The organism is Microbulbifer sp. GL-2 (genome assembly GCF_007183175.1).
Lineage (GTDB): Bacteria > Pseudomonadota > Gammaproteobacteria > Pseudomonadales > Cellvibrionaceae > Microbulbifer.
On the sequence record NZ_AP019807.1, the window covers coordinates 3,155,642 to 3,181,516 of the forward strand.

Consider the following 25,875-nt stretch of genomic DNA (forward strand, 5'->3'; position numbering starts at 1 on the left):
CGCAGAGTCTGCATCTGCGCAGAAAAAATCGCAGGAAAATTGAGATTACCCTATTGTCGCGACAGGAAACTTGGTAAGGCCATCAAGATATCCACACACCTTACGGAGTTGGGTGTAAGTGGGGGGAGTTTGAATGGCACTTTGCCAAAAAATACCTTTGCGTTCATTCGCTGGATACACTTTGAGCTAGAACAACTTAGGAAGTAATACCATGGAAATCGATAAATGGCGCCGTGAATACCAACTCGGCGGTTTGCGTCGCTCCGAGCTGAAATCCACACCGGTGGAGCAATTTCGCAAGTGGCTGGAAGAGGCAGTGGAGGTGAATTTAACCGATCCGAATGCCATGTGCCTGGCTACTGCGGATGCTGAGGGCCAACCATCCCAACGTATTGTCCTACTGAAAGGTTTCGATGAGCGTGGATTCGTGTTTTACACCAATCTGCAAAGTAAGAAGGCTCGGGATATGGCGGACAATCCGCAGGTCTCCCTGCTTTTCCCTTGGCACCTGCTGGAACGACAGATTATTGTTTATGGGCAGGTGCAGCCAGTATCCCGTGAGGAGGCAGTTGCTTACTTCCAAACCCGCCCACTGGATAGCCAACTGGGCGCCTGGGCATCACGCCAAAGCCAGCCACTGTCTTCTCGCGAAGAATTACAAAAGCAGTTCGATGAAGAGAAGGCCCGCTTTGAAGGAGAGGAAGTACCCTTACCGGAATTTTGGGGGGATATCGGGTAGTGCCGCATGCAGTAGAGTTTTGGCAGGGTGGTGCCAATCGTCTGCACGATCGATTTATTTATCGTGCCGATGATAGCGGCAGCTGGTTGCTGGATCGCCTGTCACCTTAGCAGGCTAGTCCCTGGTGGTTGCCAGCACCTATTGCGTACTGGCAATGGATCTACAGAAATTTACTTGCAGAGGAGGGTGTTTTTCCTCCTTTGCCCCGGCCAATATCTTCCCCCTCTACTTTACTCCCCTTTCGCGCGCTTGCACTCTCTGGCTATTTTTGTGCATGGACGCTTAGAATATCGCGCCATAAATACTGCGGGAATAACCGTTAAAAAGCTCGCTAGTACGATAGTGATTGATCAAGTCTTAGGAAATAGGTAGGGGAATTTATGGCCATTATTGGTATTGACCTGGGTACCACTAATAGCGCTTGTGGGCTATTGACGGAAAGTGGAGTAAAGCTGATCCCCAATCGCCTGGGCGAGGCGTTGACCCCATCGGTGGTTGGCTTGGATGATGCTGGCAAGCTAGTGGTGGGGAAAACCGCAAAAGAGTGCCTGATCAATCACAGTGATACCACCGTTGCCGCCTTTAAGCGCCTGATGGGCACGGATCATAAAGTCAAACTGGGTCGCCAGCAATTTACCGCTACCGAACTTTCCGCCTTGGTACTGCGCTCTCTCAAAGAGGATGCAGAGGCTTTCCTGGGGGAAGAGGTCGGTGAAGCGGTAATCAGTGTGCCCGCCTACTTTAATGATAACCAGCGCCAGGCGACAAAATTGGCTGGGGAGCTGGCAGGCCTCAAGGTAGAGCGCCTGATCAACGAGCCCACCGCTGCGGCAATAGCCTACGGCCTGCACGATAAGCGGGAGGGAAATTTCCTGGTGCTAGACCTGGGCGGTGGTACCTTCGATGTCTCCATCCTGGAATTCTTCGATGGCATTATGGAAGTACATGCCAGTGCCGGGGATAACTACCTGGGCGGTGAGGATTTTGTCGAGGCAATGATCGACAGCGTTCTGGAAGAATTGCAGCTGAAAAAATCTTCCTTGAAACCGCGCGAACTGCAGAACCTGTATATGCAGATGGAAACGGCTAAGCGCCGTATCAGCCAGCAGGCAGAGCAGTTACTTAAATTAAACCTAGGTGGACGCGAACTCGAATGGAAAGCGACTCCCGAATGGTTTGAAAAACTTAGCACTCCGTTGCTACTGCGAGCCAAGCGCCCGATTGAGCGCGCCATGCGCGATGCCGGTTTGCCACCCGCTAAAATTGACGAAGTGGTATTAGTGGGCGGCTCCACCCGCCTGGCCCTGTTCCGCTCCATGGTGGGGCGAATGTTTGGCCGCTTACCCTCCTGCCACCTGGACCCAGACACTGTTGTCGCCATGGGAGCGGCTATTCAAGCCGGGCTCAAGGAAAAAAACTCCGCGCTGGATGATATCGTCCTCACCGATGTATGCCCCTACACCCTGGGTACCGGCATAGTGAACGAAGACAGCCCACAGCTGGGCAATTACTTCCTGCCGATTATTGAGCGCAACACCGTGGTACCTGTGAGTATCGTGCGTAGCGTTTGCACTGCCCGCGATGATCAGAACGAAGTTTGTATCGATATTTACCAGGGGGAAAATCGCCTGGTAAAGAAAAATGTCTACCTGGGTGAACTCACGGTGCCGGTACCCAAGAAACCCCGGGGCGAGGAAGTGGTGGAAGTGCGCTATAGCTATGATATGAACGGTTTGCTGGAAGTGGATGTCACCGTCGTTTCCACCGGTAAAACATTTAATAAGTTAGTGGTATTTACGCCGGGCGCCCTGAATGAGCAGGATAAAGCCCAAGCGTTGAAAAAACTGGCCAAGTTTAAATTCCATCCCCGTGAAGATGAGGAAAACCGGGCGCTGCTCGCCCGTGGCGAACGCTTGTATGAAGCGAGCCTCGGCGAGCAGCGCGATTATATTGCTCAATTACTCGCAAGCTTCGATCGGGTTTTGGATAAACAAAACCTGGTGGAGATTGGCAAGGCGCGTGCCGAACTCACGGAGATTTTCGATAAGCTCGATGGTGAGGACTGGATTTAATGGGCCCCTGGGAGATACTCGAGCTAGCACCCTGCGATGATGCGCGGGCGATCAAGCGCGCCTACGCAAAAAAACTGAAGCAAACCCGCCCGGATGAAAAGCCTGAAGAGTTTCAGCAGTTACACAGCGTCTATAAATGGGCCCTGAAAGCCGCTGAGGAGCTTAAAGAAGAGAAAAAGGAAACTGAGGAACCGCAAAGTACTGAGGTGCTTGTGGACGTAGCTAGTGCTGAGCAGGCTGCACTTTCACGAGAGGCCGCGCAATTACTTGGGCAAACAGAGTCGCAGGTTCAGCAAGCTAGTGAGCCGAATCATCAAGACCACTCGCCAGTCTCTACAGAAGCTATTGAGCAAGCTCAATCAAAAGTCTCTCTTGACCTGAACCAAGCCCAGGATCAGGAAGCTGGGGGTGAGAGACAGCAGGGGACCTCTACAGAGAAACATGCGGAAGAGCAGCATCCTGAAGTTAAGAATGCACAAGAAGATAATGTGCAAGAAAATCCTATTGAAGAGGATGACACTGAACAAGACCCACAGCGAACGCTGCGAATTGCCGAGTACCATCGGGTGTTGGAGCAGGTGGATAGGCTGCTGCAAGCGCCCAGTAAATTCAATGCAAAAGAGAATTGGCGTTTTCTCACCGACACACCCCATATGCTCGATGAGGAATATAATTGGAATCTGGGCCTTTCAATCTTCGAACGTTTTGCCAGAATAAATTTGCAAGCTGATGAGGGTACCTCTAAGGATAAAAAGCAAACACTGGTTTCTAACAATATTCTTCAGTACTGCAATAGCTTGTTCGACTGGGATGGTAATACCTCCTATTTATACGGCGCCTTGGACGAGTCCCTTTGTGATTGCATTTTTAATTCTCTGCAAAGTGAAGAAGTTACTGTGGACCCCGCCCAAGGGCTCCGAGGTGGGCGCAAGCTGATCCGGCAGAAAATCACCCAGCCGGAAGAAATCTATGATCAATACTACTTTGGCCACTTGCTGGCCCGGGGCGTTGCGGTCTTACTGGATGTATTGTTGTTGTACGTCGCGGTTGGCTTTATCGCCTCCATTGTGATGATGAAGGTATACGATATGCCAGAAGGTGCCGCCATAACCATGGCGTTGGGAATTTGTTGCCTGGCCTATCTGCTGATGGCCTGGATTGCAGAGAGCTCCCGCTTTCAGGCGACGCCGGGTAAATATCTGATGGGTTATAAGGTCACCAACAAAAAATTTGAGCGAATAGGCTATGGCCATGGCCTCTGGCGGCTACTGAGCTTCACTCTCACCCTACCGTTGGGCAAGATCGGTTGGTTGATTAACTGCTTTTTAGGTGGAAACCTGATGCACGATCGCCTCAGCTCAAGCCATGTCATCAATATGCGTAAATCCCGCGAGGAGTATTTGCGGAGATTGCGGGGGGAAGAGTGATGCCAGTAGTCTCAAAAGAAAATGCTGAGCACTACTCCTGGGGAGAGGGCTGCGATGGCTGGCACTTGGTACGGACCGATTCTCTCAGTGTGATTCAGGAGAGAGTACCTCCTGGTTGCTCAGAAGTTCGACACCTGCACCGGCAATCTGAACAGTTTTTCTTTGTACTACAGGGCACGGCCACTATTGAATGTGATGGCGAAGAGTATGCCCTCTCTCCCGGCCAGGGTTTGCATATAGCCGCAGGGAATCCTCATCAGCTGTTTAATAAGGCCTCTATAGACTTGATTTTTACCGTTACCTCAACACCGCCTAGCCATGGGGATCGGGTGGAGTTGTAGGATTAATGTATTAGTGCAATAAAAATTGGATTTACTACCTGTCTATTTCTAGGCGGTTTTGCTTTGTTAGAGGTTATATGACATTTAAAGCAGATGTTCTTGCGGCAGCCAAGCTGAAGGCGGAAGAACTTGAAGATTGGAAGTTTGTATCTAAACGGTATCGATATCGCCCAGAGAAATTTTGCGATCTATTAATAGACCCTTCCTGGAATTTTTGTGGTTCTCCCGCTTGGGTAACAACCGTGCCTGATGCAGGTGTTTATATTAAAGAGGTGGAAGATATTTTATCTCATCTTTCAGGTTTTTCGCTGAGCCGAACTCCTACTTTTTCAAGGAGGATTAGAATAGCTGATCTTAAGAACCCTTTTGATCGAACAGTTTATGCTGGAGATTTCGAAAGCCGGGAGAAAGCTATAGCTAAAGTTATGCGTGATCTGGATAATATAATCGAGTTTGGATAGGCGTACTTAAGAAAGCAATATTGTCTAGACAGCAAAGAGTCCTTTTACCTAAGCGTCCCTGAAGAAACGCGTGGTATCTGGGCTACATACTATTGTATTGTACGTGGATTGCTTGGAGATACGGATTATATAAAACGCGTGCTTCGCAAAGAAATTGATCCTGAGGGTCATCAAGAGCTAGAGCTTATTGGTAAGGTTTTGGATTATTTTTCCTGAAATTTAGTTGTAAGGCTGGGGGAGTTCACTTTTTGTGGTGGGTTGTAATTTTTTTGATATCTAATTTTTGATGAATTTTCTTTTCTAGGCTTTTGCAGTGCGGCTGTAGATAACAGAATTGAGGTTTAATATGAATGTTTTGTTAATAATTGGGGCTGTTGCTATATTGGTTGCACTTTACCGTGCAGCAACCAGTAAGAATATACCGCAAAGCCCGGCGGCATGTGGTATAGCATTTTTTACCGTTACTGCGGGTTTGGCCTCTTGGTTGTATCTATTATCTGCTATTCCTTTCCATTCCCTGTACTTACTGGTGAGTGTTACCTCATTACCCCTAATATTGTTATTGGGCGGCGTTATGGCTGCGCGTACAAGTGAGGATACTGCCTCAATGAATGCCAAAATTGTATTGGCTGTTGCGGCGGTCCCCTATTTACTGGTTACCTTTATTGCTTTTATGAATTCTTCTGAGTGGGCCATTATTTATGCATTAGTAATTTATATTCCCTGTATTATTGGTGGGCGATATATTGGCAGTAAATATTTGCAAGTAAAATGATGTAGAGATGGGTGGCTTTGTCGCTTCTATTGTGATAACAGGCTGATAAGCGTGGACACCAACGGCACTGGTAATTAGTTACCTGGTTTATCTATTGATGGCCAATTAGGTCACTAGAAAAAAACTGAGTAAAAAGGCAATGGTTGCAGTCTTTGGTGCCTACTGAACTTCACTCTCACCTTACCGCTGGGTAAAACGGCTGGTTGGTTAACTGTTTTTTAGGTAGGGTTCGTGATGTACGGCCGCCTCAGCTCAAACCGTACCATCAATCAGCGTAATTAGATTGCGGGGTGGGCTGCGATTGCTTGTACTTGTTAAAAGCTGTTACTTCAACACAGCTTAGCGCTTGAGCTTAAGTGAGTTTTTTTTGGGAATATGGTCGTTGAAAATTTATCCTCCTTTCTTTGTGGTGGGCGAGCTAAAGGTCGCAGATAGAAGAATAGATATAATCAAAAAGAGTGGCGCCTATTTTCTGTATTCAGAGCTAGATGAAGACGTGATTTTGTATGATTTTTTTCAAGCTTGGGACTCTTCTCAAGATATTAAGGAGTGTTTGTTGCCGAAAGTAATTTCAGTTTTATCTGGTGATGTAGAGTTTACTGATATCGGTGCTGATATTTTTGGCGTGGCTTATATCGAGCCTCAGGTTACGAAGCTTATAGGGGGCATGGCTCCTGACCTGGAATTGCCAACGATGGAATTTAAAGAGCTGGTTGAGCAGTGGGTTGCTTTTCTGGAGTTTTATGGTCGAAAGGTACAAGTAACATAGTTGGTGCGCAGCTCTAAGTGGGTGTTTAGATTTGGCTGGGGATCACCGTCTCTGCTCCCTGGGTGAATGTTATAGGATGAAATATAAATGTAGTAACAGTCAGAGACGGGAATTTAAATTTAATGAACAGGTGAAGCTATCTCTAAGTGGAGAGTTTTCAAAGGGGGTAAAAAGTTAGATGTTCAAGAAAATATTAACTATAAAGAATGTGAATAAAGGTTGTTGTATATCAAATAATCAACTGTTTTTTCAGTCTGGTAAAGAAATTGTTCAATACGATATGGCGGGTAAAAAAGAGCTGCTTCGCAGATCTGTGAGTGATGACTTTCGATGCTTTGTAAAAAGAGACGATTTAATTATAGGTATTTCGGGTTTGGGGTATACCTTTTTTGATTCTCAGCTTCATGTGGTTAGGTCAATTCGAGTTAAAAATGGCATTGGAGACTATTGTTTATACAACAGTAATTTGGTTGTGGTGACAACCGATTACGACTATACCCTTTTTCTGCCTAAAGAAGGTGTCCAAGATATTTTTTCAGATGAGGTACTCTGGGAATCCAATAGTGGTGAGGTTATAGAGATTGGGTCAAATATAGCCTTTACAGTTTCACTTAAAGGGGTCAGTAGGCGGGGGCTTGGAAAAGGAGAGCTTAAGTGGTTCGTAGAAACATCTAGTGGAAAATATCTACCTAACCTGGTTGGTGTTAGCAACGACGTGGCAGTTTTTTCTTTTAAAGATTTGGATAAATTAATTGCCTTTGATGTCGAAACAGGAAAAGTTAAATATGAGATAAAAACTTTTGCGCGAGGGTTGTGTATTGATGAAAAGAAAGGGCTTCTTCATCAAATGTTAGCTAATTATGCCGCTTATGATTTATTGACTGGAGAGCTAAAGGATAATTATCAAGATTTTTCATATTTTAAGTCAGTGGGGGTGGAGACGCAGAGGAGTAATTATGTTATGATGGGGGAGCATATTATAACGACAGATTGGAAAGAAGGGGTAATCGGGGCATTTAATACCACTACCCACAAATTTGATTGGGTGCATAAAATGGGTGGTGTTAGTTTTCCACCCCCGGCCCCTATTGTATATCAAAATTCTTATCTTTTACTTTATGATAATTTGGGGGCATTGCATATCTTTGATAGAGTGCTCGAGTAAGGTTTTAAAGGGGGAAAGCATTAATTGTTTAGTGTTTCTGGCAAGGGATGGTTTTGTATTTCTGAGGGTTGGTGGTTATATAAGTGTATTTGCTATGCGAAGTGTTGATTTCTTATAGAGTAGTTTGAAAGTGGGCGGAGATGCATGATCATAAGACAAGCTGCTCAGTGACCACTTAGAAATTAAGAGCGATTTTTTAAGTGTGCCTGAAATAGCCCTCACTTGAGGTTGAGTAATGTTAAGTGCTTTTGTTTGATCCCATCTTCTTTTCTCCTTATCTCAAAATTAGTGTTCTACTCATTTATTTGTAATAAAAAGATGAGGTTCTTTGTTGCTGCCCTCAAGGTTGTTAGCCCTGTGGTGAGGGTTTGGAACCCTATAATAATTGTAAATTGGTGAGAATATGTTTAATGCGGGGTGGTTAAAATTTTTCCTTTTGAGTTTTGCACTGGTTTTCTTTTCAGGTGATGCCTTTGCGGGGCAGGTTAAGTATAAGGGCTGGGTAGATAGTAATGGCGCAGAACTATACTTAGAGGTCTTTGGCCACGACTCATCTAAACCATTAGTCATGTTTTTACATGGAGGCCCGGGAGATGTGGAGTTGGGGTTGGTTCCATTTCAGGTGACTGTTGGGCGGGCGCTCGAAGAAAGGTATTTAGTGGCTTATCTTCATCAAAGAGGGGCCGGCAAGTCTCTTGAGGTGAGCGAAGACACATTAACGATAAAGAACAATATTCAAGATGTGCACAATGTTATTTCTTTTCTAAAGAAGCACTATAAGAAAGATAAGGTTACCTTAGTTGGTCACTCTTGGGGCGGGGGCCTTGCAGCTCTCTATGCGAGTGAGCATCCTGAGACATTGGAGAGGTTGGTGTTTATCTCTTCCTTCCAGAATGCGCAGAAACAGGCAGAAACCAGCTTTGAAGCAACCCTGCAGTGGGCGGAAAAGGAAGGCAATCAGTTAGCTATGCAGGAGTTACAAAAATATCAAGAGTCTCCCTCTGAGCATTATTTGCTGCTATCCAAATGGGCGAGTAGAGCGAATGGTGGTATCGTAAATGGGGTTGATATTCCAGGTTTTCTAGCAGCCGAAAAGATTAGTGAGAGATTTCCAGGGTGGCAGGAGCGGCGTGGAAGCTTGGCTGACAAGATGAACGATGAGCTTCAAGCGATGAGCGTTAATGGAGGTATCGATCATTTACAGATTCCAGCTTTATTTGTTATCGGTGAAAATGATTCCATTACTACGCCTTTACAGGTAAAGGCAGATTATAGAAGGTATAAAGGGAGTAAATGTTTCTCGGTACTAAAAGATAGCCATCACTTGCCTTTTATGGACGCAGCAGAAAGTCTGGAGAAGACTGTGTTGGTCTTTTTAGAGGGCGAGGAGTGTATTAGTGACGCGTATGAGTAATGGATAGCAAGCCAGGCGAGTAGTGTCAGGGCCCTGTAGCGTCTCTCTGCTATAGGGCCGGCAGGCTCGGTTAAAAGGAATACTTTCGTGGTAGCACTTTGCTTTTAAAAACCTGTTCTATCCCTTTATCGTAACCAGGATTAACTACGGTATCGTGGTTTTCACCCTTAATGACCCGTTTGCGTAGGGTCAAATTTTCATAATTGCGGGACTTGAGCCGCTGGGCTAGGTCCCTAAAGTCTTGAACACCGCAAACCTCTCCTTCCTCTAAGCAGACCTCCTCTCCGCCGATAAACATATACACGCTTTTGGGTAAATCGGTTTGGCGTTCAGCGTAGGCGAGTTCGCTTTCTAGAATTTGCTTATCGGCCCACCAGATGCTGGGGCTACCGATCACATAGCGGTCGAAGCTATCGGTGTGATTGAAGAGGGCGTGCAGGGCTAAAAGCCCGCCGAGGGAATGGCCAGCCAGTGTTTCGTCACTTTCATCCCCCTTGAAAGAATTATTGATAAAAGGCTTGAGCTCATTCTCCAAAAATTCCAGAAATTGGTTGGCGCCACCACCCAGAGTATTCCCCCTAATCTCTCCAGGTACTGGAGTAAAATCCGCTAAACGTAAGGTGAAGTTGGAGCTGTCTAGAGGGTGTGAGATGCCCACCAAAATCACTGGAGGTAGCTTGGCATTGCCTTGCTCATCGGGTACCTGTTCGTGGATCAGGTTCGGTGCCACCATGGGGAAGTTCATATAACCGTCGGTCATATAAATGACTGGGTACCGGGTATTATCTTCGGGGTTATAGGAGAGCGGTAGTAGCACGTCAATAACAAATCCACGCCCCAGTAAATCTGAGTGGAAGTTGTAAGAGAGGATACCCTGGCGGGTAAATGTTACAGGCTCAGCGCTACCGGCTTGCACCATTTGGGAAACCAGGACAATAAGGCTGGTAAACAATATTTTAATTATTTTCATTTTTATCCCTTAGTGAGCCACTTCATTGTGTGCTCAGCCGCGTCAGAAAGCGGACAATACTGACAAGCCTATCAGATTGAGTGCGACTCTATCCACCTTGAGCCGTATCAGATGTCGCAAAGATAAGTATATAAGGTGTAGTGGGGTCTGTGAGGGAGGCACTATAGTGGAAGTGGCGCAGATAGTATCCTCCCTGGCGTCTCTACATCCTGTGAGGGGCATACTGGCTCTATCTCAAAGAGTCTGGGTCATATGAAGGGGGCTGCTTTAAGAGCGCCTGGCAAGCTGTGGTATGACAATTAAGTAATGGACGGCCACTTAGGACAATAGTCACAGGCTAAGGCAAGGAATTTACTATGAATAGGGTTTAACTATCGCGCTTGTTCCATATGAAGTTGAGGGTTATTTTCTGTGGCCTCTCAGACTCCTGTAGGCATAATCGTGGGCCTACAGGAGAGAATTTCCAGATAATTATATTGGAAGGCCCTGTGGCATCAGGAAATGACCAGCTTCTGGTTGTATAGCTCCGTTTACGAGTTTGCCACTCACCGGTATGCGGATGCCGATGCCAACGTAGACAAAATCCACTATAGCTGTGGCAGCGCCGAATAGGTGTTTTCCTACAAAGGGGATAGCATTTTTGTGTATTACCATTCGATCGAGCGTATTAAAAGTTGGCTTGTAATGCGTGGATATACACTTCCTGAGTGCGAATCCTTGTCTTTTCCTAACGCGGAAAACAAGCAAGAATTTTTTTTATACTGTCAAATATTAGTGGCCAGTATTTTCTACTGGCCACAGGATGAAAGAGCTCTGAAACGCGTGATTTATAACCTACACACCCCTTGCGGTTAATGGTTGACTAATTGCCTTAGACGGCTCTACCTGGCGAGCAGAGAAAGTCTTTAAAGATAGTAAAGCCGACATGAAACTCAAGACAAAAAGGGCGCTGAATACCATCCCGCCTGAAATAACTGCCGCAAGTCCCCGGTAAATTGTGGCACTGTCTCCAGGACTGAATACTAACGGCAGGTTTCCAAGAATACAGGTTGTTGTTGTCAACATTATTGGACGAATTCTCAGGCTCAGTGCACTTTTAATTGCATCAACTTGATGCATACCCCTATCAATGGAGCTCTGAAACTGGTTCACCAAAAGTATTGCGTTATTGACTACCAGACCCATCAGGATTACAAAGCCGATCATGGTAATAACATCAAGGTTTTGTGCAACAAATAGATTGAGAAAACGAAGACTCAGCATACCTCCTGCAAAGGAGAGAGGAATTGCAAATAAAACTGCTAAAGCTAACTTCATGGATCTGAGGTAAAAGTACATGAGCAAAGCTAGAATCAGCAATGCTACGGTAAAGATCTGTAAAAACTCCTGAAGAAATAACTTCAGCTCGTTAGCGCTTCCTCGAAATTGAGTATGTAGTTCCTGGTATTGGCTTTGATCGAGAAAGTCTACAACACTTTGATCAACCTGCTCAGTGAAGTCCTTCATGGCGACCCCTGATGGTGGGGTTAGGTTGAGCGAGGTGCTGACTTCCTGGCCGACGCGAAGAATGTTATCCGGCGCCTGGGTAATCTCAGCAGAAGTTAATTGCCGCAGGGGGATTAGGCCCTGTCCAGTAATCATAATTTGTGTATTTAAGAGTTGCTCCAGGTTGGCAGGTTCTTTGGCTTTAAAATAGAAGGGTAGAGTATTAGTGCCAGTGTAAAAGTTACCGATATAGATACCATCGGTAAGTGCCATCAAATGGCGGTTAAACTCGGGCAAGGTCATGCCCAAACGAATCAGTTGATCCTGATTAGGCTCAAATTCAATACGCAATCCTCGATTATTTAATGCGCTGCCTTCAGTGATTTGCGCATCGGGAAATTCAGAACGAAGATGTTCCAACAAGTCGCGTCCAGCTGCTTGGAGAATGGATAATTCAGCCCCTTTAATATCCAGCTGGCTAACCCGGCTATTAGGCATTGCAAATCGTAGTAGGCCACCTTGTTGAATATGAATTCTAGTGCCTGTCAGTCCAGAAACAATATCCTTGTTGATCCAGTCCTTAAATCTCTCGAATTCCCAGTCTCCTTGGGTATAAATGTAGAGTTGGCACATGGCCGGATAGCAAAGTGTTCCGTAGGTGACAATTTGCTCTTCAAACTCACCTTTACTCTGCTCTAAACGATCCATAATAAGCTGGCCGATGTCTCGCTCTACAGCTTCGAGCGCCATTGGGCTTTCAAAGTTGATAAAAATAGAAATCATTGCCTGCTTTGGGTCTGGAAGTACATCGATAGAAGGCGAGCTGATGTAAGTCACTATCAAGGCGGCCGGCAAGCCAAGAAATATTATACAATTGCGCAGACCTGCTCGGCCAGCCGGTTTTAAGGAGATATGAATCCAGCGTTGTAGAATACGGTTAAGGATCTGGTTTTTGTCTTTCGGGTTTGCCTTCTCAGTACTCGTTAGAAGGTACCTTGCCAAAGCCGGTAAGAGTAGCAAAGCAAATAGCATTGATGCAATAAGTGCACTTGAAATGGTATAGGCCAGATCTTTAAATAGCTGCCCTGTAGCAGATTGCATTGAAAGTATTGGCAAGAAGACGATAACACTTGAAATGGTAGAGGAAGTTAAAGCTCCAGTAACCTCCTGAGTCCCCTGCCTAATACTGGTTAACAAGTCCGAGCCCTGGCTACGCAAACGCTGGATGTTCTCGATAACAATTATGGCAGCATCTACCATCAAGCCGATAGAGAGTGCGATACCGGCAAGTGAGATAACATTAATGCTTCTCCCACCCAGGTACATACCGAGTATTACCAGTGCAATACAAACCGGTATGCTGGTAAAAATCAACGCGAGAGTTCTTAAGTCTCGTAAAAACCAATACAAAATTAGGCAAGCGAGTAAGGCTCCCAATATGAGACTCCCATAAACTAGTTGCAGTGAACTGCGAATACTTTTGGAGTCATCACGGCTGATAGCCACTTCCATTCCCAATCTACCGAGTTCGCCTTTGTTTAGCTCTGAAATTAATGTTTTGATCGTATCAATTGTTTGCAAAACACTGATGTCGTCAGTTGGCATCAGATAGAAATAGAAGGATTGGTTACCCTCCAGAGCAAAGTAATTCCAGTCGGAAGCCATTCTGGTGTGCACACTTGCAATGTCACCCAGTCGAATGATGTGTGGCCCTCTGGTTGCAATCGGTAGACTTTCAATATCAGTAATGGGTATTTGGCCCTTAAAATGTAGGGCGTAATCCTTTGATCCGATAGTTAAGTTACCGCCGGAGCGATCAATCAGGTCATTTAGGCGAGACTGCACCTGATTAATAGTGAGTGAAACTTGGGCGAGGCCTTTGGGGTCAAATTCGATATCTACTCGCTGCTCCATAGGTGTACCAGATACTACAACAGAAGCCACGCCTGGTATCTTGCTAAATTTAGGTTGAACATGATCCCTGAATGCCTGGGAAAGTTCCTGTTCAGTGGCTTTTTTGGTTGAGTATAGGAAGAAGCTGGCCAAGGTTGCTCCAGCACCATTACTAAAGTTATATAAGCGGGGAGCAGAAACCTGGCTAGGCCAGTTAGGTACTTGGTTAAGCCGGGAGAGAACATCAATATACATCTGTTCCATATCGGCATTGGGGTGAAAGGTTATCAGCGTCCAGGCAAAGCCGTTACTAACGGTGGTCTGAATTTTCTCCAAGAACCCTAAGCTGGAGAGCTCCTGCTCCAGTGGAGCAACGAGTGCCTGCTCCATTTCCAAGGCGGTCTTGCCAGGCCAAGAAGTAGCGAGGGCTATTTGTGGCCGGTCTATATTTGGCAGTAACGCATTTGGAATCTTGAGTCCAAAATATATGCCGAAGAGGACAAGAAGAAAGCTGCAAGTGATAATGGCCGAACTATATTTTTCTATAATTTTCATGAGTCGCGGCCTACTGGTATTACCTCCTGGCCTGTTTGTAAACTCCCATGTCCGAGAACTACAAGTTGATCGCCTGGCCGGATTTCGGATATCACAATAAAATGATTGGCCAGGGTATCCAATATTTCTACTTCGACTTTATGAACTCTATTGTCGAGCCCCAAGGCCCAGGTATGGTATTTACCCTCGCTCAATAGCACCGCGTCAGAAGGAAGCTTGGTAATTTCTCCTGTTTGTTCCGGAGATTCTGTAGGGGTGAGCATGCTAATCTGGAAGCGCTGGCCTACCAATAAAGACTCAAAATCTTCTCCGAAACCATCAAAGTATAGGGAGAGGTTCTGGGTATCTTCCTCGATGATTCTTCCAATGTTTCTTAGTGGAAGCGGATCTCCATTATAGAGAAACTCACTGCTCTCAATAATTATGTTGTCTTCGGCCTGATCCCTGGCAATCCTACATTCGAGTTGTTTTTCATCTAAAGGAAGAAGCTGAAGGATTCGCTGTCCCAGAGTGAGCCTCTCGCCTGGGTGGGCCTCGACTTGCACAACCTGGCTGTCTCTGGAGGCAAAATGTTTAAGTCGATCAAATCGATATTGATCAACTTCGAGTTGTTGTTTTAGTCTCTGCTTGCTAAGTCTGTGAGTGTTGGCACTAAGTTCAAGATCATTGAGTTGGGAAGGGGAAACCATCTGGGTCTCACGAAGCGGTATCAGTCGGGCTAATTCCTCCTCAGCATGTGCGAGCTGACGCTCCGCAATTTCCAGGTCTGTTATCAGGATATCCATCTCTTTGGATAGATAAAAACCGTCCTGCTCTGCAACAAGTTCTCCCACTTTAACAATAGACCCTGCAGGCCTTACAAACTTCAGTTCGGCCTCGGCGTGACTGGAAATTTGTATTAGGGATGGTGAGTTAACGGTGCAGTAAAGAGTCTCCTGAGTTACCTGTCGCCATTCAAGGGCCGCTTCGACCTGGACTTGAGGGACTTCTGAGGCATGGCTTAATGGTTGACAATATATGGTTGAAATAAAAAGTGTTGTTAAAACAGACTTATAAGGGGCAGTCTTTTTCATCCTTGATAGTTTTCTTCTTTTTTATTGGGGAATGATCGAGAAGAGTCGATTTAAAAACGACCTCATATGGATACTTTATCACTAAGAGATCTAGACTGAATTTCTATTATCACTTCGACAAGTATAATGAGATAAATTGAGGGATATAGGGGATGAAATAACCAGGGCCTACTTGGTACACTTTGTATAAAAAGGTTGTTTCGTTTAAAGGGTATAGTTTCAGGGATTGGGATGTTAAGGGGGGCTTCTTTAGATATGAAATTTGAGGTGCTGGTTTAGTTATCTGATACCCAATAGAAGAAGTAATGCCAGCTTGGCGCAATAGTGCCTGTTGCGCCAAGCTTTAAACCTGAAGGGTGGATTTTCCTCAAAATTAGCATTTACTCTTCAAGTCTGATTCGCTGTGACTCCCTAATCCGGATTCTGCGGTTTTTTTCTTGTTCTCCAAGGATTCTTACCCTCTCTCCAGACTTCATGCCTTTTCCTTTGATTTCTTTGGCGTCAACAAAATAATATCGACCGCTGGTTTCGTCTTTTATAGAAAATCTATGGTCTATCTCACCTGTTTCAAAATTTTCTGATATCTCTTCTTCCAGTACCCCAGTCACTGTCTCTTCAGCTTGTGAATAAGAGGTTAGGGAAAGAATTACTGCCAGGGCTATTAGTTTCTTCATTGTCTTATCCTCAAAAATTAGTTGCTGTAACTGATAGCGATAGTGGCGCTGTTATTGCTGGTATTTCTGGATTTAAGTTCGATAGTTATGCCTGCGAAAGGGTCTGTAAACTGTTCACCCAGGCTCGCCAAGGTTGCGACCTGATTTGCCGTTCCTTCATTTAAATAGTGGACTGTTACAGCATTTTCCTGGTGAGGATAGGGGTTCAAAATGTCATGTGAAATATGGTATTCCACATAGTATTGATTTTCTCCATTTTTGCTGCCATTACTTTCAACTTTCAGCACTTGTGGCAGAGAGCTACTCAATTCTCCAGCAGTAAGTTGAATTGCTTGCAGCTCATGCTCTGTACTGCCACCAGCAGATTGACTGATGTTGGTTGTGTACCCTGGAAAATTATCATACCAGCCCATTAGTTCTCGATGGGCGCTGCCAAACAGGCGGGACTTCCAGCTATTACCCATAAAGACACCGTTGGCCCCGTACTCACTTTCACCCGCGTCGTTAGTGTCTCCGTCATTATTGTCGTCATTACCAGCATGGCTCAAGCCAATGTTGTGACCCAGTTCATGCCCCATAATCAATTGATCACTATCGGCGGCAATAATACTCCACCCTCCGAGAACGGAAGCAACACCGGTACCTATTAAGCCGGCCCTATTCGCAGATTTCGGAAAAATATATACGCGGTGTCTCCAGTCATCGAGATTAACCGGTTGATTATTGGAGTCGACATAGTTGCTTTGAATCCAGCTTGTGGCGTTATCTCTCCATGTATAACCACCGTCTGAGTATTGACCATCCCGTGAAGAGCCTGCGCGGGCTTGGGCATCTTCAACACTTAATACGCCCCCATTTTGGCTGTCAGGGACGCTGTATACAAAGCAATCAATGGAGCTGTTCTCATTATTTTCTTCACCATAACAGTACTGTGCCAGCGACTGATCATTACTAAGGTGGCGTTTGAATTTTAATTGGCCCAAAGAGTTTTCTTTATAAGTGTTATCCAGGGAGTCAATTTCGTTAAAGGTCATGTTTGCTAGCTGGGAAATACTGACATCATCGGTAACTGCCGCGTCTGAAAAATTTACCAGAACGAAAACAATACTATTTTCGGTAGCGGCAACAGTTTGTATTGAGAGAGTTACTGAAAGCTGATCACCATTTGTTAACTGGAATGTAATGGTATCTTCTGCAGATTGCCCATCATTCAGGCTATTTGCGTTGCTATTGAGTTGATATTCCCAGTTTCCACTGTCGTAGAGCTTGAAGCTGCCATATTGCCCCTCAACAGTTGCCCCCAAGAAAGAGGGACTTTTACTGTCGGTATCCTCCAACTGTAACGTACCTTCCACATACTCTGCGGTACCTACGATTAAAGTGGCTAGTGGGGAGGCTGGGTTAAATGTGTAATCCCCGGTGTCGGTATCTGTGTTTCCTCCGCCAGTGTCTCCTCCACCCCCAGTGCCTGTGTCAGTACCGGTATTGGTTTCGGTGCCCGAACTATTACCACCACTAGAGCCGCCGCCACAGGCAGTCAGCAGGGCTGATAAGGTGATTGCCGTAAATATCTTAAGTGAACCGTGCATTGCTCTCTCTATTTATCTCTATATGCGTTAGTAGACGATGAAAAGGATATCTGGTGGACCATTACTACCTGGCACGGTTCCTATTATTTGAATAATTGATAACTTAAAAAGAGCGACTAGTCATCTTATGCAATAAAGCAGTCATGTTTTTTGGCAATATGTGACTTTACAAGGGGGTAGAGCTGAGACTTTCCTCACATTTTTTGTGTTCTTTACCGGTCCCACTTTGTTATTTGGTGACAAGCTTGGTGCATTATACGATGAACCAACGGTACTTGAATTGAGGGCAGGTTTACTCATTCCGCCAATATCGCGCTAGAAATCTAGATAGTGTGATAGAAGGGGGGGCTAGCTTCCCATTTAATCGAGTGGGAGGTGTTAAAGACAATATAAGAGCTACAATTAATTACCTGATCTGAATACTGTGTTTACTCTCTAATAAAGTTGAGTCTTAGAGTAGATCTGTGGCTAGATTCTGGTAGTTTATAATAAAAACGAATGCTCTTTTTTCTTGGATGGATAGCCAATCCTGGGCACCACTTGTCTCAATTATGAGTCGGCCAACTCTGGTTTTAACTGCTGGTCGCTTATCATGAATCCTGTTGTATCAGTTGCGATGTTGGTCCGATCAATTAGGAGATAGTAAAGTTGATGAAGTTTGCCGAAAATTTTGGTTGAGTTCTAAACCCTATATTTAAGAAGGCTTAACTAATGGGTTTGCAATTTGTGAGCGGTATTTTATCATTGCGCTGTGTATAAGAAATTAAAAATATAGTCTGTCGAGGTGTTGAACTTTTAGCTCTTTGTGAAGTCTCGGATTGACTTATAAAAGTTCTTATCTTTTTTCGGACTGTTTAATAGGCAAGGGAGTGCAGGGTTTGTTTATATCCAGGTTTCTCACGTTCGTGATTTTTTTTGTTACCAGTGCGGTTTCCACAGCAGGTGATGTGAGTATTCTACTGGAGAAGAGCCAAAAAGGCGTTTGGTCTGTTTCTTATAGCTCTTTAGTACCAGTAAAGCAGTTGTCATTTAAAAGGTCTCCAGATAATTCACGTAAAAATCGGTGGATGTCCCTTTCAGATACATTTCGGTTTGATTATGACGGCAATATAGAAAAAGTTTCCCGAATTGATGGTAAGCCGTTTAAGCGGGTGACCTTCCAGTTGAAGGCTACTTATATTTCACTGCCGAAGGAGTATGCTCCTTTTTCACCATACACAGATGGGGGGGTATTACTCCATACCGGCCGTTTCTTTGCATGTGCTGAGATCTGCTTACCTGAGTACAATGAGTGGTCTATAGAGGTTCAGTCGGCTAAATCAGATAATATCATTGTGCGGGGAAGGATATATACGGAAAAAGCAAAGTGGTTGGATGGTGATGAAGGTATAAAGGTTTACGTCGGTCGTGCTATTCCTCAGAATGAAAGTAGCTTTGTTAGTGTCATTGATGAAAACCTTCCAGAAGAGCTGAAAACTCAAATCTCATCCCAGCTCCCTCTGTTAATGAATTTCTTTTCCCTTAATATGGGTAAGCTTGAGTATAGGCCAGCCCTCTTTGCCTCCTACAGTTCGACAGATGATGGTACCTATGGGCATCAAGGGGGTGCGATTCCTGGGCAGATGTTTATGCACTGGTACGGCAGTAAAGCTATTGAAGAAATCAATAGTGATGAAGTTTTTTGGTTTTTTTCTCATGAGGTGGCGCATTTATTCCAGAGAGAGGGTGCGAATATTAATGATCTTAAGGATCAATGGTTACATGAGGGTGGTGCTGAATTTTTTGCTGGAAAGGCGATGGAGCATTTCACTAATGACAGTGATATTTTTCAGCAAAAATTGGAGGCGGCACATAAGTCCTGTTTATCTGCCCTTGATGAAGGGGGAGGCTATGCGGAGATATCTAGACGCAATCCAAAATTACATTACAGTTGTGGCATGTCAATATTTTCTGCTATTGATGAGGGGTTGAGTAAAAATAGTGGGATAAACATTTATAAGCTATGGAGTTTATATAATAAGCGTGTGGCTTCTGGGAATCCTGCAGGCGCTTTGACATTTATTGCTGTTGCTAAACCCTATTTACCAGATGGTCTTACCTCATCCCTCTATGAGTTCTCTTCAAGTTCTGAGGTTGATTTGTTGAGGTTTTTTAGTGAAATGTCTAAGCTTTAAAGTTAACTTTTTAAGTCTTGCTTTATGGGCTTGAGAAGTTACATAAGAGAGTAGTCTTTAAGTGATTTGTTGTTGTATGGGATTGTCATTTTATATGAATTCAAGTGATGCTGTTAATATAATATGGTTCGGCAGTTTGAGAGAAAAAAGGAATTCCCATATATGGAAAATTATATTTAATAGTCATGGTGAGCCAGGCAGGGATATGATCATTTGGATCGAAATGCTCCCCTTATTATTGGTAGAATGAGATGAGATAAAAGGGCATAGCCGCTTTGGGATTTTGTGTCTATCTAAAGGTTGAAGGATTCAATTTTATTCAGTTATTGGCGGTTTTAGTGTGTAGACTAAGAGTTTTTCGGCCAGTCAGTGACTTCATGGTAATTGGGCAATCTCCTCCGAAACCGAGTAAGGGTTTGCAGAGGAGATACTTGTTGAGGCTAAGCAGCCTCTGAGCGCTCTTGTTGTCCATAACGCTCTAGAAAAAAAAGGTTCTCGATGGCTTCCGCATCTCGCAATCGCTTGATTTTGTCAAAAAACATCTGAGCCTCGGTAAAGGCCAATTTAAGGTAAGCGAGCCATTGCTTAATTCTGTTACCCATGTATTTTTCAGGGTAAATTTCACGTGTGGTTTGATAGTATTCCCACAGGAGAGTCACGATTTGTTGCCAGCTCATGGGTTGATACTCTTCATTGGCGCAATAGGCTTTTATTTGCAGCCCCAAGTCTGGTCGAGCCAGCAGGCTACGCCCAAACATAAATGCATCACATCCTGTGACTTCACTGCAACGGTTAAACGCTTCCAGGGTCCAGATATCACCGTTTGCGATTACTGGAATATCCAGTTGTTGTTTTATTTTCCCGATATACTCCCAATAGGCGGGTGGCTTGTAACCATCAATCTTGGAGCGGGCATGTACCGCTAATTCATTGGCTCCACCAGCTGCTGCAGCTTGGGCGTTGTCCATATATGAAGATCTGTCATTAAACCCCAGGCGAATTTTTGCGGTGACTGGGATGTTTTCTGGCACAGCTCTGCGCACGGCACCAACAATCGCTTCCACCCGGTGAGGGGTCTGTAGCAAGCAGGCACCACCATCACTATTGTTAACGGTCTTTGCCGGGCAACCAAAGTTCAGGTCGATGGCCTTTGCGCCGAAATGGACGGCTTTGCTGGCATTAATCGCCATAGCTTCGGGGTTACCTCCCAGCAGTTGAAGGCGCACGGGGGTGCCTGTAGCTGTAGTAGCACCATCGAGTATCTCTGGGCACAAACGGGTAAATACCCGCCGGGGCAGGCGGGTATTGGTAACGCGGACGAACTCGGTCACGCAGACATCGACACCGCCAATGGCGGAGAGCAGTTCACGCACGTGGTGGTCGATAACTCCTTCCATGGGAGCCTGGTAAATCTTCGGATGGCGGGAAATTGTCTTGTCGGTCATAAAATAAAATTGGCAAAAGAGGTAAAGACTTATGGCGCATATTCTATCAGCAACTCAGATCACTATTGTGAAAATTATCATCTATAAAAGGTAAACCATAGGAGAGAGTAACTAACTGGATTACTCTCGTGCACCAAAAAAGCGCGCGAGGAATAGGGTGTCTCCGTTGCTGCTGAAACCAATAAGTGTTTGATTTTAAAAGCAACTTATATTGATAATAGAAAATTGTTCGCGCTTCCATGCTGTAGATAATACCTACGAAAGCAGATTGTTTTGCCGTTAAGGTTAAAGAGGCTTGCCGGAAGATTGTATTTGCCTTCTGCGGGAATTAGATTGCCGTGCGAGGGGCTGATGCGGCTACAGTTTGGGATATTCGCGAAAGGGTGATCACAGTGGGTGCCGTTGAGAAACCGGTTCCCGAACACAGTGTTATAGGTGTGCAAATAAAACACTTGGATAACATATTTTACATGCCTGAAGACTTAGGGGGATACGCAGTGCAAGAGGCACTTTTTCAACAGGGCTTGGATATTACGCTGTTCGGGATGGGGATAGTTTTTACTTTCCTGCTATTGCTGGTGATTGGTACCAGCATTATGTCCCGGGTTATCGCGCGTTATTTTCCTGAGGCTGAGCCGACTACCACCTTACCAAGCCACACTGCAGGTGATAATGCTCGCCTGCAGGCAATAATCAAGGCAGCAATTGACCAACATCGAAAAAAACGTTAGCTGCAAATATTCTCTTCCTTTCAACATCCAATCATTTCTGCCGAGAGAGATAACCCATGACTGAGGTTAAAAAGCCACTGGGGATTACCGATGTAGTCCTGCGCGATGCCCACCAGTCACTGTTCGCAACGCGCCTGCGACTGGACGACATGCTGCCTATCGCGGAAAAACTCGATAAAGTGGGGTTCTGGTCATTGGAATCCTGGGGTGGTGCCACTTTTGATTCCTGCATTCGCTATCTCGGTGAAGACCCTTGGGAGCGAATTCGTGAGCTGAAAAAAGCCATGCCCAATACGCCGCAGCAAATGCTGTTCCGTGGACAGAATATCCTGGGCTATCGGCACTACGCCGATGATGTTGTTGAAAAGTTTGTCGAGCGCGCTGCTGAGAACGGAGTGGATGTATTCCGTGTTTTCGATGCGATGAACGATATGCGGAACCTGAAAACTGCATTGGCTGCGGTAAAGAAACAAGACAAGCATGCTCAGGGCACCATCTCATATACCGTCAGCCCGGTGCATACCATGGATCTTTGGGTGGACCTCAGTAGGCAAATTGAGGATATGGGGGCCGACTCTATTGCGATCAAAGATATGGCCGGCTTGCTGCGTCCCTATGAGGGCTATGAGTTGGTAACGCGCCTGAAGGCTGCGGTGGATATCCCCATCCATATGCAGTGCCATGCGACTACGGGTCTTTCTACGGCTACTGCACTTAAGTGTATCGAGGCCGGTATTGATAATGTTGATACTGCAATCAGCTCCATGTCCATGACCTACGGTCACAGCCCAACTGAGGCTCTGGTGGCAATTCTTGAAGGTACTGAGCGGGATACTGGTTTAGATATTAACCTGCTGGAAGAAATTGCGGCCTACTTCCGTGACGTGCGTAAGAAATATGCGAAGTTTGAAGGCTCCCTCAAAGGTGTGGATTCCCGCATCCTGGTAGCCCAAGTGCCGGGCGGTATGCTTACCAATATGGAAAGCCAGCTGCGCGAACAGGGAGCGGGTGATCGCCTGGATGAGGTGCTGGAAGAGATTCCCCGTGTGCGCCAGGATTTGGGCTTTATTCCACTGGTAACTCCCACTTCACAGATTGTTGGTACCCAGGCCGTACTGAATGTGTTGACCGGCGAGCGGTACAAGTCTATCTCCAAGGAAACTGCTGGGGTTTTAAAGGGGGAGTATGGATCGACTCCTGCAGAGGTGAACAAAGAGCTACAAACCCGAGTGCTTGATGGTGAAGCCCCGATAACCTGCAGGCCGGCAGACTTGATCACTCCAGAGCTGGATAAGTTGACCTTGGAACTGCAGGAAAAAGCAGGTGAGCAGGATATTAACCTTGTCAGTGGTGAGATTGATGATGTGCTGACTTATGCACTTTTCCCGCAAATTGGTCTGAAATTCCTGGAGAACCGCAATAACCCTGATGCTTTTGAGCCGGTGCCCACTGGCAAAGAAGATAATACAGTGAAGAATGATCAGGGTGAGGAGATTTATACAGTAACTGTTGAAGGGCAGAGCTACACAGTTACGGTCGCCGATGGTGGTGACTTGACCGGTGTTGCACCGGTGGCTGGTGCAGCACCCGCAACCGAGGTGAATGCTAACCCGGTCCCGGCTACTGGCGGAGAGCCTGTTAACGCACCCCTCGCCGGTAATATTTTTAAGGTAATGGTCAAGCCTGGTGATCAGGTTGATGAGGGGCAGGCCATCCTGGTGCTGGAAGCCATGAAAATGGAAACCGTGGTTAGCGCACCTCGCGGTGGCAATGTCGCCAGTGTGGCGGTGAAAGAGGGCGATTCCGTGGCGGTGGGCGATGCCCTGCTGTCAATCGCGTAGCAGGTAGGAGTCGCAAGTGGATAATCTAATCAATCTTTGGCAATCGTCTGGCGTTTCACAAATGGCGCCAGGTCAGTTTGTCATGATTATTGTAGGCCTGGGGCTTCTGTACCTCGCCATTCGTAAAAATTTTGAGCCATTGCTGCTGGTTCCCATTGGCTTTGGGGGGATTCTCGCCAATATTCCAGGGGCGGATTTGGCACTTTCTGCCGCTGAGACTGCGTTGACTCAAGGAAATACAGAGGTGCTGGCCCAGATGGCGAGTATTCTGGGGTTGGATGGCGGTGCAAGTTTGGGGGCATTGAAGGAAGCCCTGGGCAGTGCACCGGCAGCTGTGCAGGTGCAGGCAGCTGAGTTTGCCAGGGATGCGGGTTTCACTAATGGCATGCTGTACAGCTTCTACTCTGTAGCAATTGCTTCTGGTATCGCACCCCTGGTGATTTTTATGGGGGTTGGTGCCATGACAGACTTTGGTCCATTGCTTGCCAATCCCCGCACCCTGTTCCTGGGGGCCGCAGCACAGTTTGGAATCTTTGCTACGGTATTGGGTGCTGTTGGCCTGTCCGCAGCAGGCATTATGGATTTCTCCATCGCAGATGCCGCAGCAATCGGTATTATCGGCGGTGCCGATGGTCCCACAGCCATTTATGTATCCAGCTTGCTAGCTCCGGATCTGCTCGGTGCTATAGCCGTTGCAGCTTACTCGTACATGGCGCTGGTGCCTATGATTCAGCCACCGATTATGCGTGCCCTGACCACTGAGCAGGAGCGTAAAATTGAAATGATCCAGCTGAGGCATGTAAGTAAAAGAGAGAAGATAACCTTCCCGCTATTACTGCTGATCCTGGTGGCTCTGTTCCTGCCGGCTGCAGCTCCGCTGTTGGGTATGTTCTGCTTTGGTAACCTGATGCGTGAATGCGGTGTGGTCGCACGCCTGTCTGATACCGCCCAGAATGCGCTAATCAATATCACAACAATTTTCCTTGGCTTGTCTGTTGGCTCCAAGCTGGCTGCCGACAAATTTCTGGACCCGAAAACCCTAGGTATTCTGGCATTGGGTATAGTGGCCTTCGCTATTGGTACCGCTGCCGGTGTTCTGATGGCCAAGCTGCTGAATATGTTTAGCAAGCACAAGGTAAACCCATTGATTGGCTCAGCAGGTGTCTCAGCCGTGCCTATGGCCGCACGTGTTTCCAACAAAGTTGGCCTTGAGTCCAATCCTCATAATTTCCTGTTGATGCATGCAATGGGGCCGAATGTGGCCGGTGTTATCGGTTCTGCGGTTGCGGCGGGTGTCATGATCAGTATGGTGAGAAGCTTGACCGGTGGCTAACTCGATGGGTCGATAGTTTTCAAAGGGCGAACCCCGGTTCGCCCTTTTTTGTGGGAAGGGAATAACAAGAAAATTACTATTACTGGCTGAATATGCCGTTTTTTTGTCTGTACATTTCGTTTACTTTTAATAGTTACTTCCCCCCCTCATGATATAGCAAGCCTTAAAAATACAAGGTCAAATCCCTTTCCTTGGTATGTGTACTGATTCATTACATGCTGCTGAAAATCATCTATCGATGGGATTCATTTTGAGTTAATGTTTTTTACGTTATATTCCTTGCGAGCTTATTCCTTGTAATAAATTTTGTATTGGAAGTAAAAGAATGCGTAGTTTACCTTTACTGGTTTCTCTCATACTATTCTCCGGGCCACTAATGGCCCATGGTAATCATCAAACCTCTGAAGATCTTCGAGAGATCAAGAGAGAGATCGTGAAGCTTCGCAAGGAAGTACATTCTCTGGGGGATGTAAGGCCGGCTACTGATGAGGTACGCCAGTTGAAGAAAGAAGTTAGCAGGCTTCGTAAGGACATTCGCTCTATGCAGGATTTGATCTTGCAACTACAGACTATGGTTGAGGAACAGTCTAATCAAGCGCAGCCGGAAGTCGTACACCATCCTGTAAAAGAGCGTCCCAAATGGGCTTGCTATATGAAAGATATGAGGGCAGGAGGTATGCACTCGAAAGGTTTTACCCGTGTTGAAGCAAAGGGCAAGTTGCTGGAAACTTGTTCCGAACGTGGAGGAGTTTGTTTCGAAAACAAGATTACCTGTTCAAATGAGTAACTATTGACTGGTGGGGCCCGTTTTAGCCAGCTTTTAGAGCGAATTATGTAATTTCGGGCCCTGATTTGGGTTCCCTCCAGAGCTATTTAAAGCCCAGTTGTCATGTTTTATAAGTTGCCTCTCTATTTGTTCGGCTGTGAAAAAAAGTATTTTTATCAACAT

The 25,875-nt window shown here is 45.9% G+C and carries 19 protein-coding genes and 1 pseudogene; 14 read left to right on the forward strand and 6 right to left on the reverse strand.

The genetic code is table 11. From position 1 onward, the window contains the following. Positions 1 to 211: 211 nt before the first annotated feature. The 9 genes and pseudogenes from pdxH to GL2_RS13790 all read left to right on the forward strand — a co-directional run bounded on the left by pdxH (position 212) and on the right by GL2_RS13790 (position 9,163). Positions 212 to 849: pseudogene (gene pdxH, locus GL2_RS13750) on the forward strand (pyridoxamine 5'-phosphate oxidase). Positions 850 to 1,119: 270 nt separating this feature from the next. Next, a complete protein-coding gene (locus GL2_RS13755; protein WP_143731199.1) occupies positions 1,120 to 2,811 on the forward strand; it encodes a molecular chaperone HscC in 1,692 nt (563 codons plus the stop codon). After that, positions 2,811 to 4,238, forward strand: a complete 1,428-nt coding sequence (locus GL2_RS13760; protein ID WP_143731200.1) for an RDD family protein — start codon at positions 2,811 to 2,813, stop codon at positions 4,236 to 4,238. Before GL2_RS13755 ends, GL2_RS13760 begins: the two co-directional genes overlap by 1 nt. Next, positions 4,238 to 4,579 (forward strand): cupin domain-containing protein, encoded by a 342-nt coding sequence (locus tag GL2_RS13765; RefSeq protein WP_143731201.1) that lies wholly within the window; start codon positions 4,238 to 4,240, stop codon positions 4,577 to 4,579. The genes GL2_RS13760 and GL2_RS13765 overlap by 1 nt, the downstream gene beginning before the upstream one ends. A gap of 77 nt (positions 4,580 to 4,656) precedes the next feature. Further along, positions 4,657 to 5,040: a hypothetical protein gene (locus GL2_RS13770; RefSeq protein WP_143731202.1), complete on the forward strand. Its 384-nt coding sequence runs from the start codon at positions 4,657 to 4,659 to the stop codon at positions 5,038 to 5,040. 346 nt (positions 5,041 to 5,386) lie between these two features. Further along, on the forward strand, positions 5,387 to 5,815 hold the full coding sequence (locus tag GL2_RS13775; protein WP_143731203.1) for a hypothetical protein: 429 nt from the start codon (positions 5,387 to 5,389) through the stop codon (positions 5,813 to 5,815). A gap of 382 nt (positions 5,816 to 6,197) precedes the next feature. Next, positions 6,198 to 6,584: a hypothetical protein gene (locus GL2_RS13780; RefSeq protein WP_143731204.1), complete on the forward strand. Its 387-nt coding sequence runs from the start codon at positions 6,198 to 6,200 to the stop codon at positions 6,582 to 6,584. 178 nt (positions 6,585 to 6,762) lie between these two features. Continuing rightward, positions 6,763 to 7,749, forward strand: a complete 987-nt coding sequence (locus GL2_RS13785; protein WP_143731205.1) for a hypothetical protein — start codon at positions 6,763 to 6,765, stop codon at positions 7,747 to 7,749. 403 nt (positions 7,750 to 8,152) lie between these two features. Next, the gene (locus tag GL2_RS13790) at positions 8,153 to 9,163 is read left to right on the forward strand and encodes an alpha/beta fold hydrolase (RefSeq protein ID WP_143731206.1); all 1,011 of its coding nucleotides are present in this window, start codon (positions 8,153 to 8,155) and stop codon (positions 9,161 to 9,163) included. Between the two features lie 70 nt (positions 9,164 to 9,233). Here GL2_RS13790 and GL2_RS13795 read toward each other — a convergent pair whose 3' ends face one another. The 5 genes from GL2_RS13795 to GL2_RS13815 form a co-directional block, all read right to left on the reverse strand. Next, positions 9,234 to 10,133, reverse strand: a complete 900-nt coding sequence (locus tag GL2_RS13795; RefSeq protein ID WP_143731207.1) for an alpha/beta hydrolase — start codon at positions 10,131 to 10,133, stop codon at positions 9,234 to 9,236. Positions 10,134 to 10,967: 834 nt separating this feature from the next. After that, a complete protein-coding gene (locus GL2_RS13800; RefSeq protein ID WP_143731208.1) occupies positions 10,968 to 14,066 on the reverse strand; it encodes an efflux RND transporter permease subunit in 3,099 nt (1,032 codons plus the stop codon). Then, positions 14,063 to 15,139, reverse strand: coding sequence for an efflux RND transporter periplasmic adaptor subunit (locus GL2_RS13805; protein WP_143731209.1), 1,077 nt, complete (start codon positions 15,137 to 15,139; stop codon positions 14,063 to 14,065). Before GL2_RS13805 ends, GL2_RS13800 begins: the two co-directional genes overlap by 4 nt. A 380-nt stretch (positions 15,140 to 15,519) precedes the next feature. Further along, entirely contained in the window at positions 15,520 to 15,813 is a 294-nt protein-coding gene (locus tag GL2_RS13810; protein WP_143731210.1) for a hypothetical protein, read from the reverse strand. Positions 15,814 to 15,830: 17 nt separating this feature from the next. Continuing rightward, complete coding sequence (locus GL2_RS13815) at positions 15,831 to 17,402, reverse strand: VCBS domain-containing protein (RefSeq protein ID WP_143731211.1); 1,572 nt, start codon at positions 17,400 to 17,402, stop codon at positions 15,831 to 15,833. Positions 17,403 to 18,307: 905 nt separating this feature from the next. On the opposite strand from GL2_RS13815, the gene GL2_RS13820 reads away from it, so the two are divergent. After that, positions 18,308 to 19,576 (forward strand): hypothetical protein, encoded by a 1,269-nt coding sequence (locus GL2_RS13820; protein WP_143731212.1) that lies wholly within the window; start codon positions 18,308 to 18,310, stop codon positions 19,574 to 19,576. A gap of 440 nt (positions 19,577 to 20,016) precedes the next feature. On the opposite strand, the gene GL2_RS13825 is transcribed toward GL2_RS13820, so the two are convergent. Next, complete coding sequence (locus GL2_RS13825) at positions 20,017 to 21,021, reverse strand: tRNA-dihydrouridine synthase (RefSeq protein ID WP_143731213.1); 1,005 nt, start codon at positions 21,019 to 21,021, stop codon at positions 20,017 to 20,019. A 338-nt stretch (positions 21,022 to 21,359) separates the two neighbouring features. Here GL2_RS13825 and GL2_RS21945 point away from each other — a divergent pair, with 338 nt between their 5' ends. From GL2_RS21945 to GL2_RS13845, 4 genes are all read left to right on the forward strand, one after another. Beyond that, positions 21,360 to 21,752, forward strand: coding sequence for an OadG family protein (locus GL2_RS21945; protein WP_232053621.1), 393 nt, complete (start codon positions 21,360 to 21,362; stop codon positions 21,750 to 21,752). A 56-nt stretch (positions 21,753 to 21,808) separates the two neighbouring features. Further along, positions 21,809 to 23,593 (forward strand): sodium-extruding oxaloacetate decarboxylase subunit alpha, encoded by a 1,785-nt coding sequence (gene oadA / locus GL2_RS13835; RefSeq protein ID WP_143731214.1) that lies wholly within the window; start codon positions 21,809 to 21,811, stop codon positions 23,591 to 23,593. Between the two features lie 16 nt (positions 23,594 to 23,609). Next, the gene (locus GL2_RS13840; protein WP_143731215.1) at positions 23,610 to 24,926 is read left to right on the forward strand and encodes a sodium ion-translocating decarboxylase subunit beta; all 1,317 of its coding nucleotides are present in this window, start codon (positions 23,610 to 23,612) and stop codon (positions 24,924 to 24,926) included. Between the two features lie 325 nt (positions 24,927 to 25,251). Further along, positions 25,252 to 25,713, forward strand: coding sequence for a hypothetical protein (locus GL2_RS13845; protein ID WP_143731216.1), 462 nt, complete (start codon positions 25,252 to 25,254; stop codon positions 25,711 to 25,713). The last annotated feature ends 162 nt before the right edge of the window (positions 25,714 to 25,875 follow it).

Excerpts from the sequence above, each read along its gene's own strand:
- GL2_RS13755 (WP_143731199.1), top strand. The coding sequence starts at position 1,120 with ATGGCCATTATTGGTATTGACCTGGGTACCACTAATAGCGCTTGTGGG.
- GL2_RS13760 (WP_143731200.1), top strand. The coding sequence starts at position 2,811 with ATGGGCCCCTGGGAGATACTCGAGCTAGCACCCTGCGATGATGCGCGG.
- GL2_RS13765 (WP_143731201.1), top strand. The coding sequence starts at position 4,238 with ATGCCAGTAGTCTCAAAAGAAAATGCTGAGCACTACTCCTGGGGAGAG.
- GL2_RS13770 (WP_143731202.1), top strand. The coding sequence starts at position 4,657 with ATGACATTTAAAGCAGATGTTCTTGCGGCAGCCAAGCTGAAGGCGGAA.
- GL2_RS13775 (WP_143731203.1), top strand. The coding sequence starts at position 5,387 with ATGAATGTTTTGTTAATAATTGGGGCTGTTGCTATATTGGTTGCACTT.
- GL2_RS13785 (WP_143731205.1), top strand. The coding sequence starts at position 6,763 with ATGTTCAAGAAAATATTAACTATAAAGAATGTGAATAAAGGTTGTTGT.
- GL2_RS13790 (WP_143731206.1), top strand. The coding sequence starts at position 8,153 with ATGTTTAATGCGGGGTGGTTAAAATTTTTCCTTTTGAGTTTTGCACTG.
- GL2_RS13795 (WP_143731207.1), bottom strand. The coding sequence starts at position 10,133 with ATGAAAATAATTAAAATATTGTTTACCAGCCTTATTGTCCTGGTTTCC.
- GL2_RS13800 (WP_143731208.1), bottom strand. The coding sequence starts at position 14,066 with ATGAAAATTATAGAAAAATATAGTTCGGCCATTATCACTTGCAGCTTT.
- GL2_RS13805 (WP_143731209.1), bottom strand. The coding sequence starts at position 15,139 with ATGAAAAAGACTGCCCCTTATAAGTCTGTTTTAACAACACTTTTTATT.
- GL2_RS13810 (WP_143731210.1), bottom strand. The coding sequence starts at position 15,813 with ATGAAGAAACTAATAGCCCTGGCAGTAATTCTTTCCCTAACCTCTTAT.
- GL2_RS13815 (WP_143731211.1), bottom strand. The coding sequence starts at position 17,402 with ATGCACGGTTCACTTAAGATATTTACGGCAATCACCTTATCAGCCCTG.
- GL2_RS13825 (WP_143731213.1), bottom strand. The coding sequence starts at position 21,021 with ATGACCGACAAGACAATTTCCCGCCATCCGAAGATTTACCAGGCTCCC.
- oadA (WP_143731214.1), top strand. The coding sequence starts at position 21,809 with ATGACTGAGGTTAAAAAGCCACTGGGGATTACCGATGTAGTCCTGCGC.
- GL2_RS13845 (WP_143731216.1), top strand. The coding sequence starts at position 25,252 with ATGCGTAGTTTACCTTTACTGGTTTCTCTCATACTATTCTCCGGGCCA.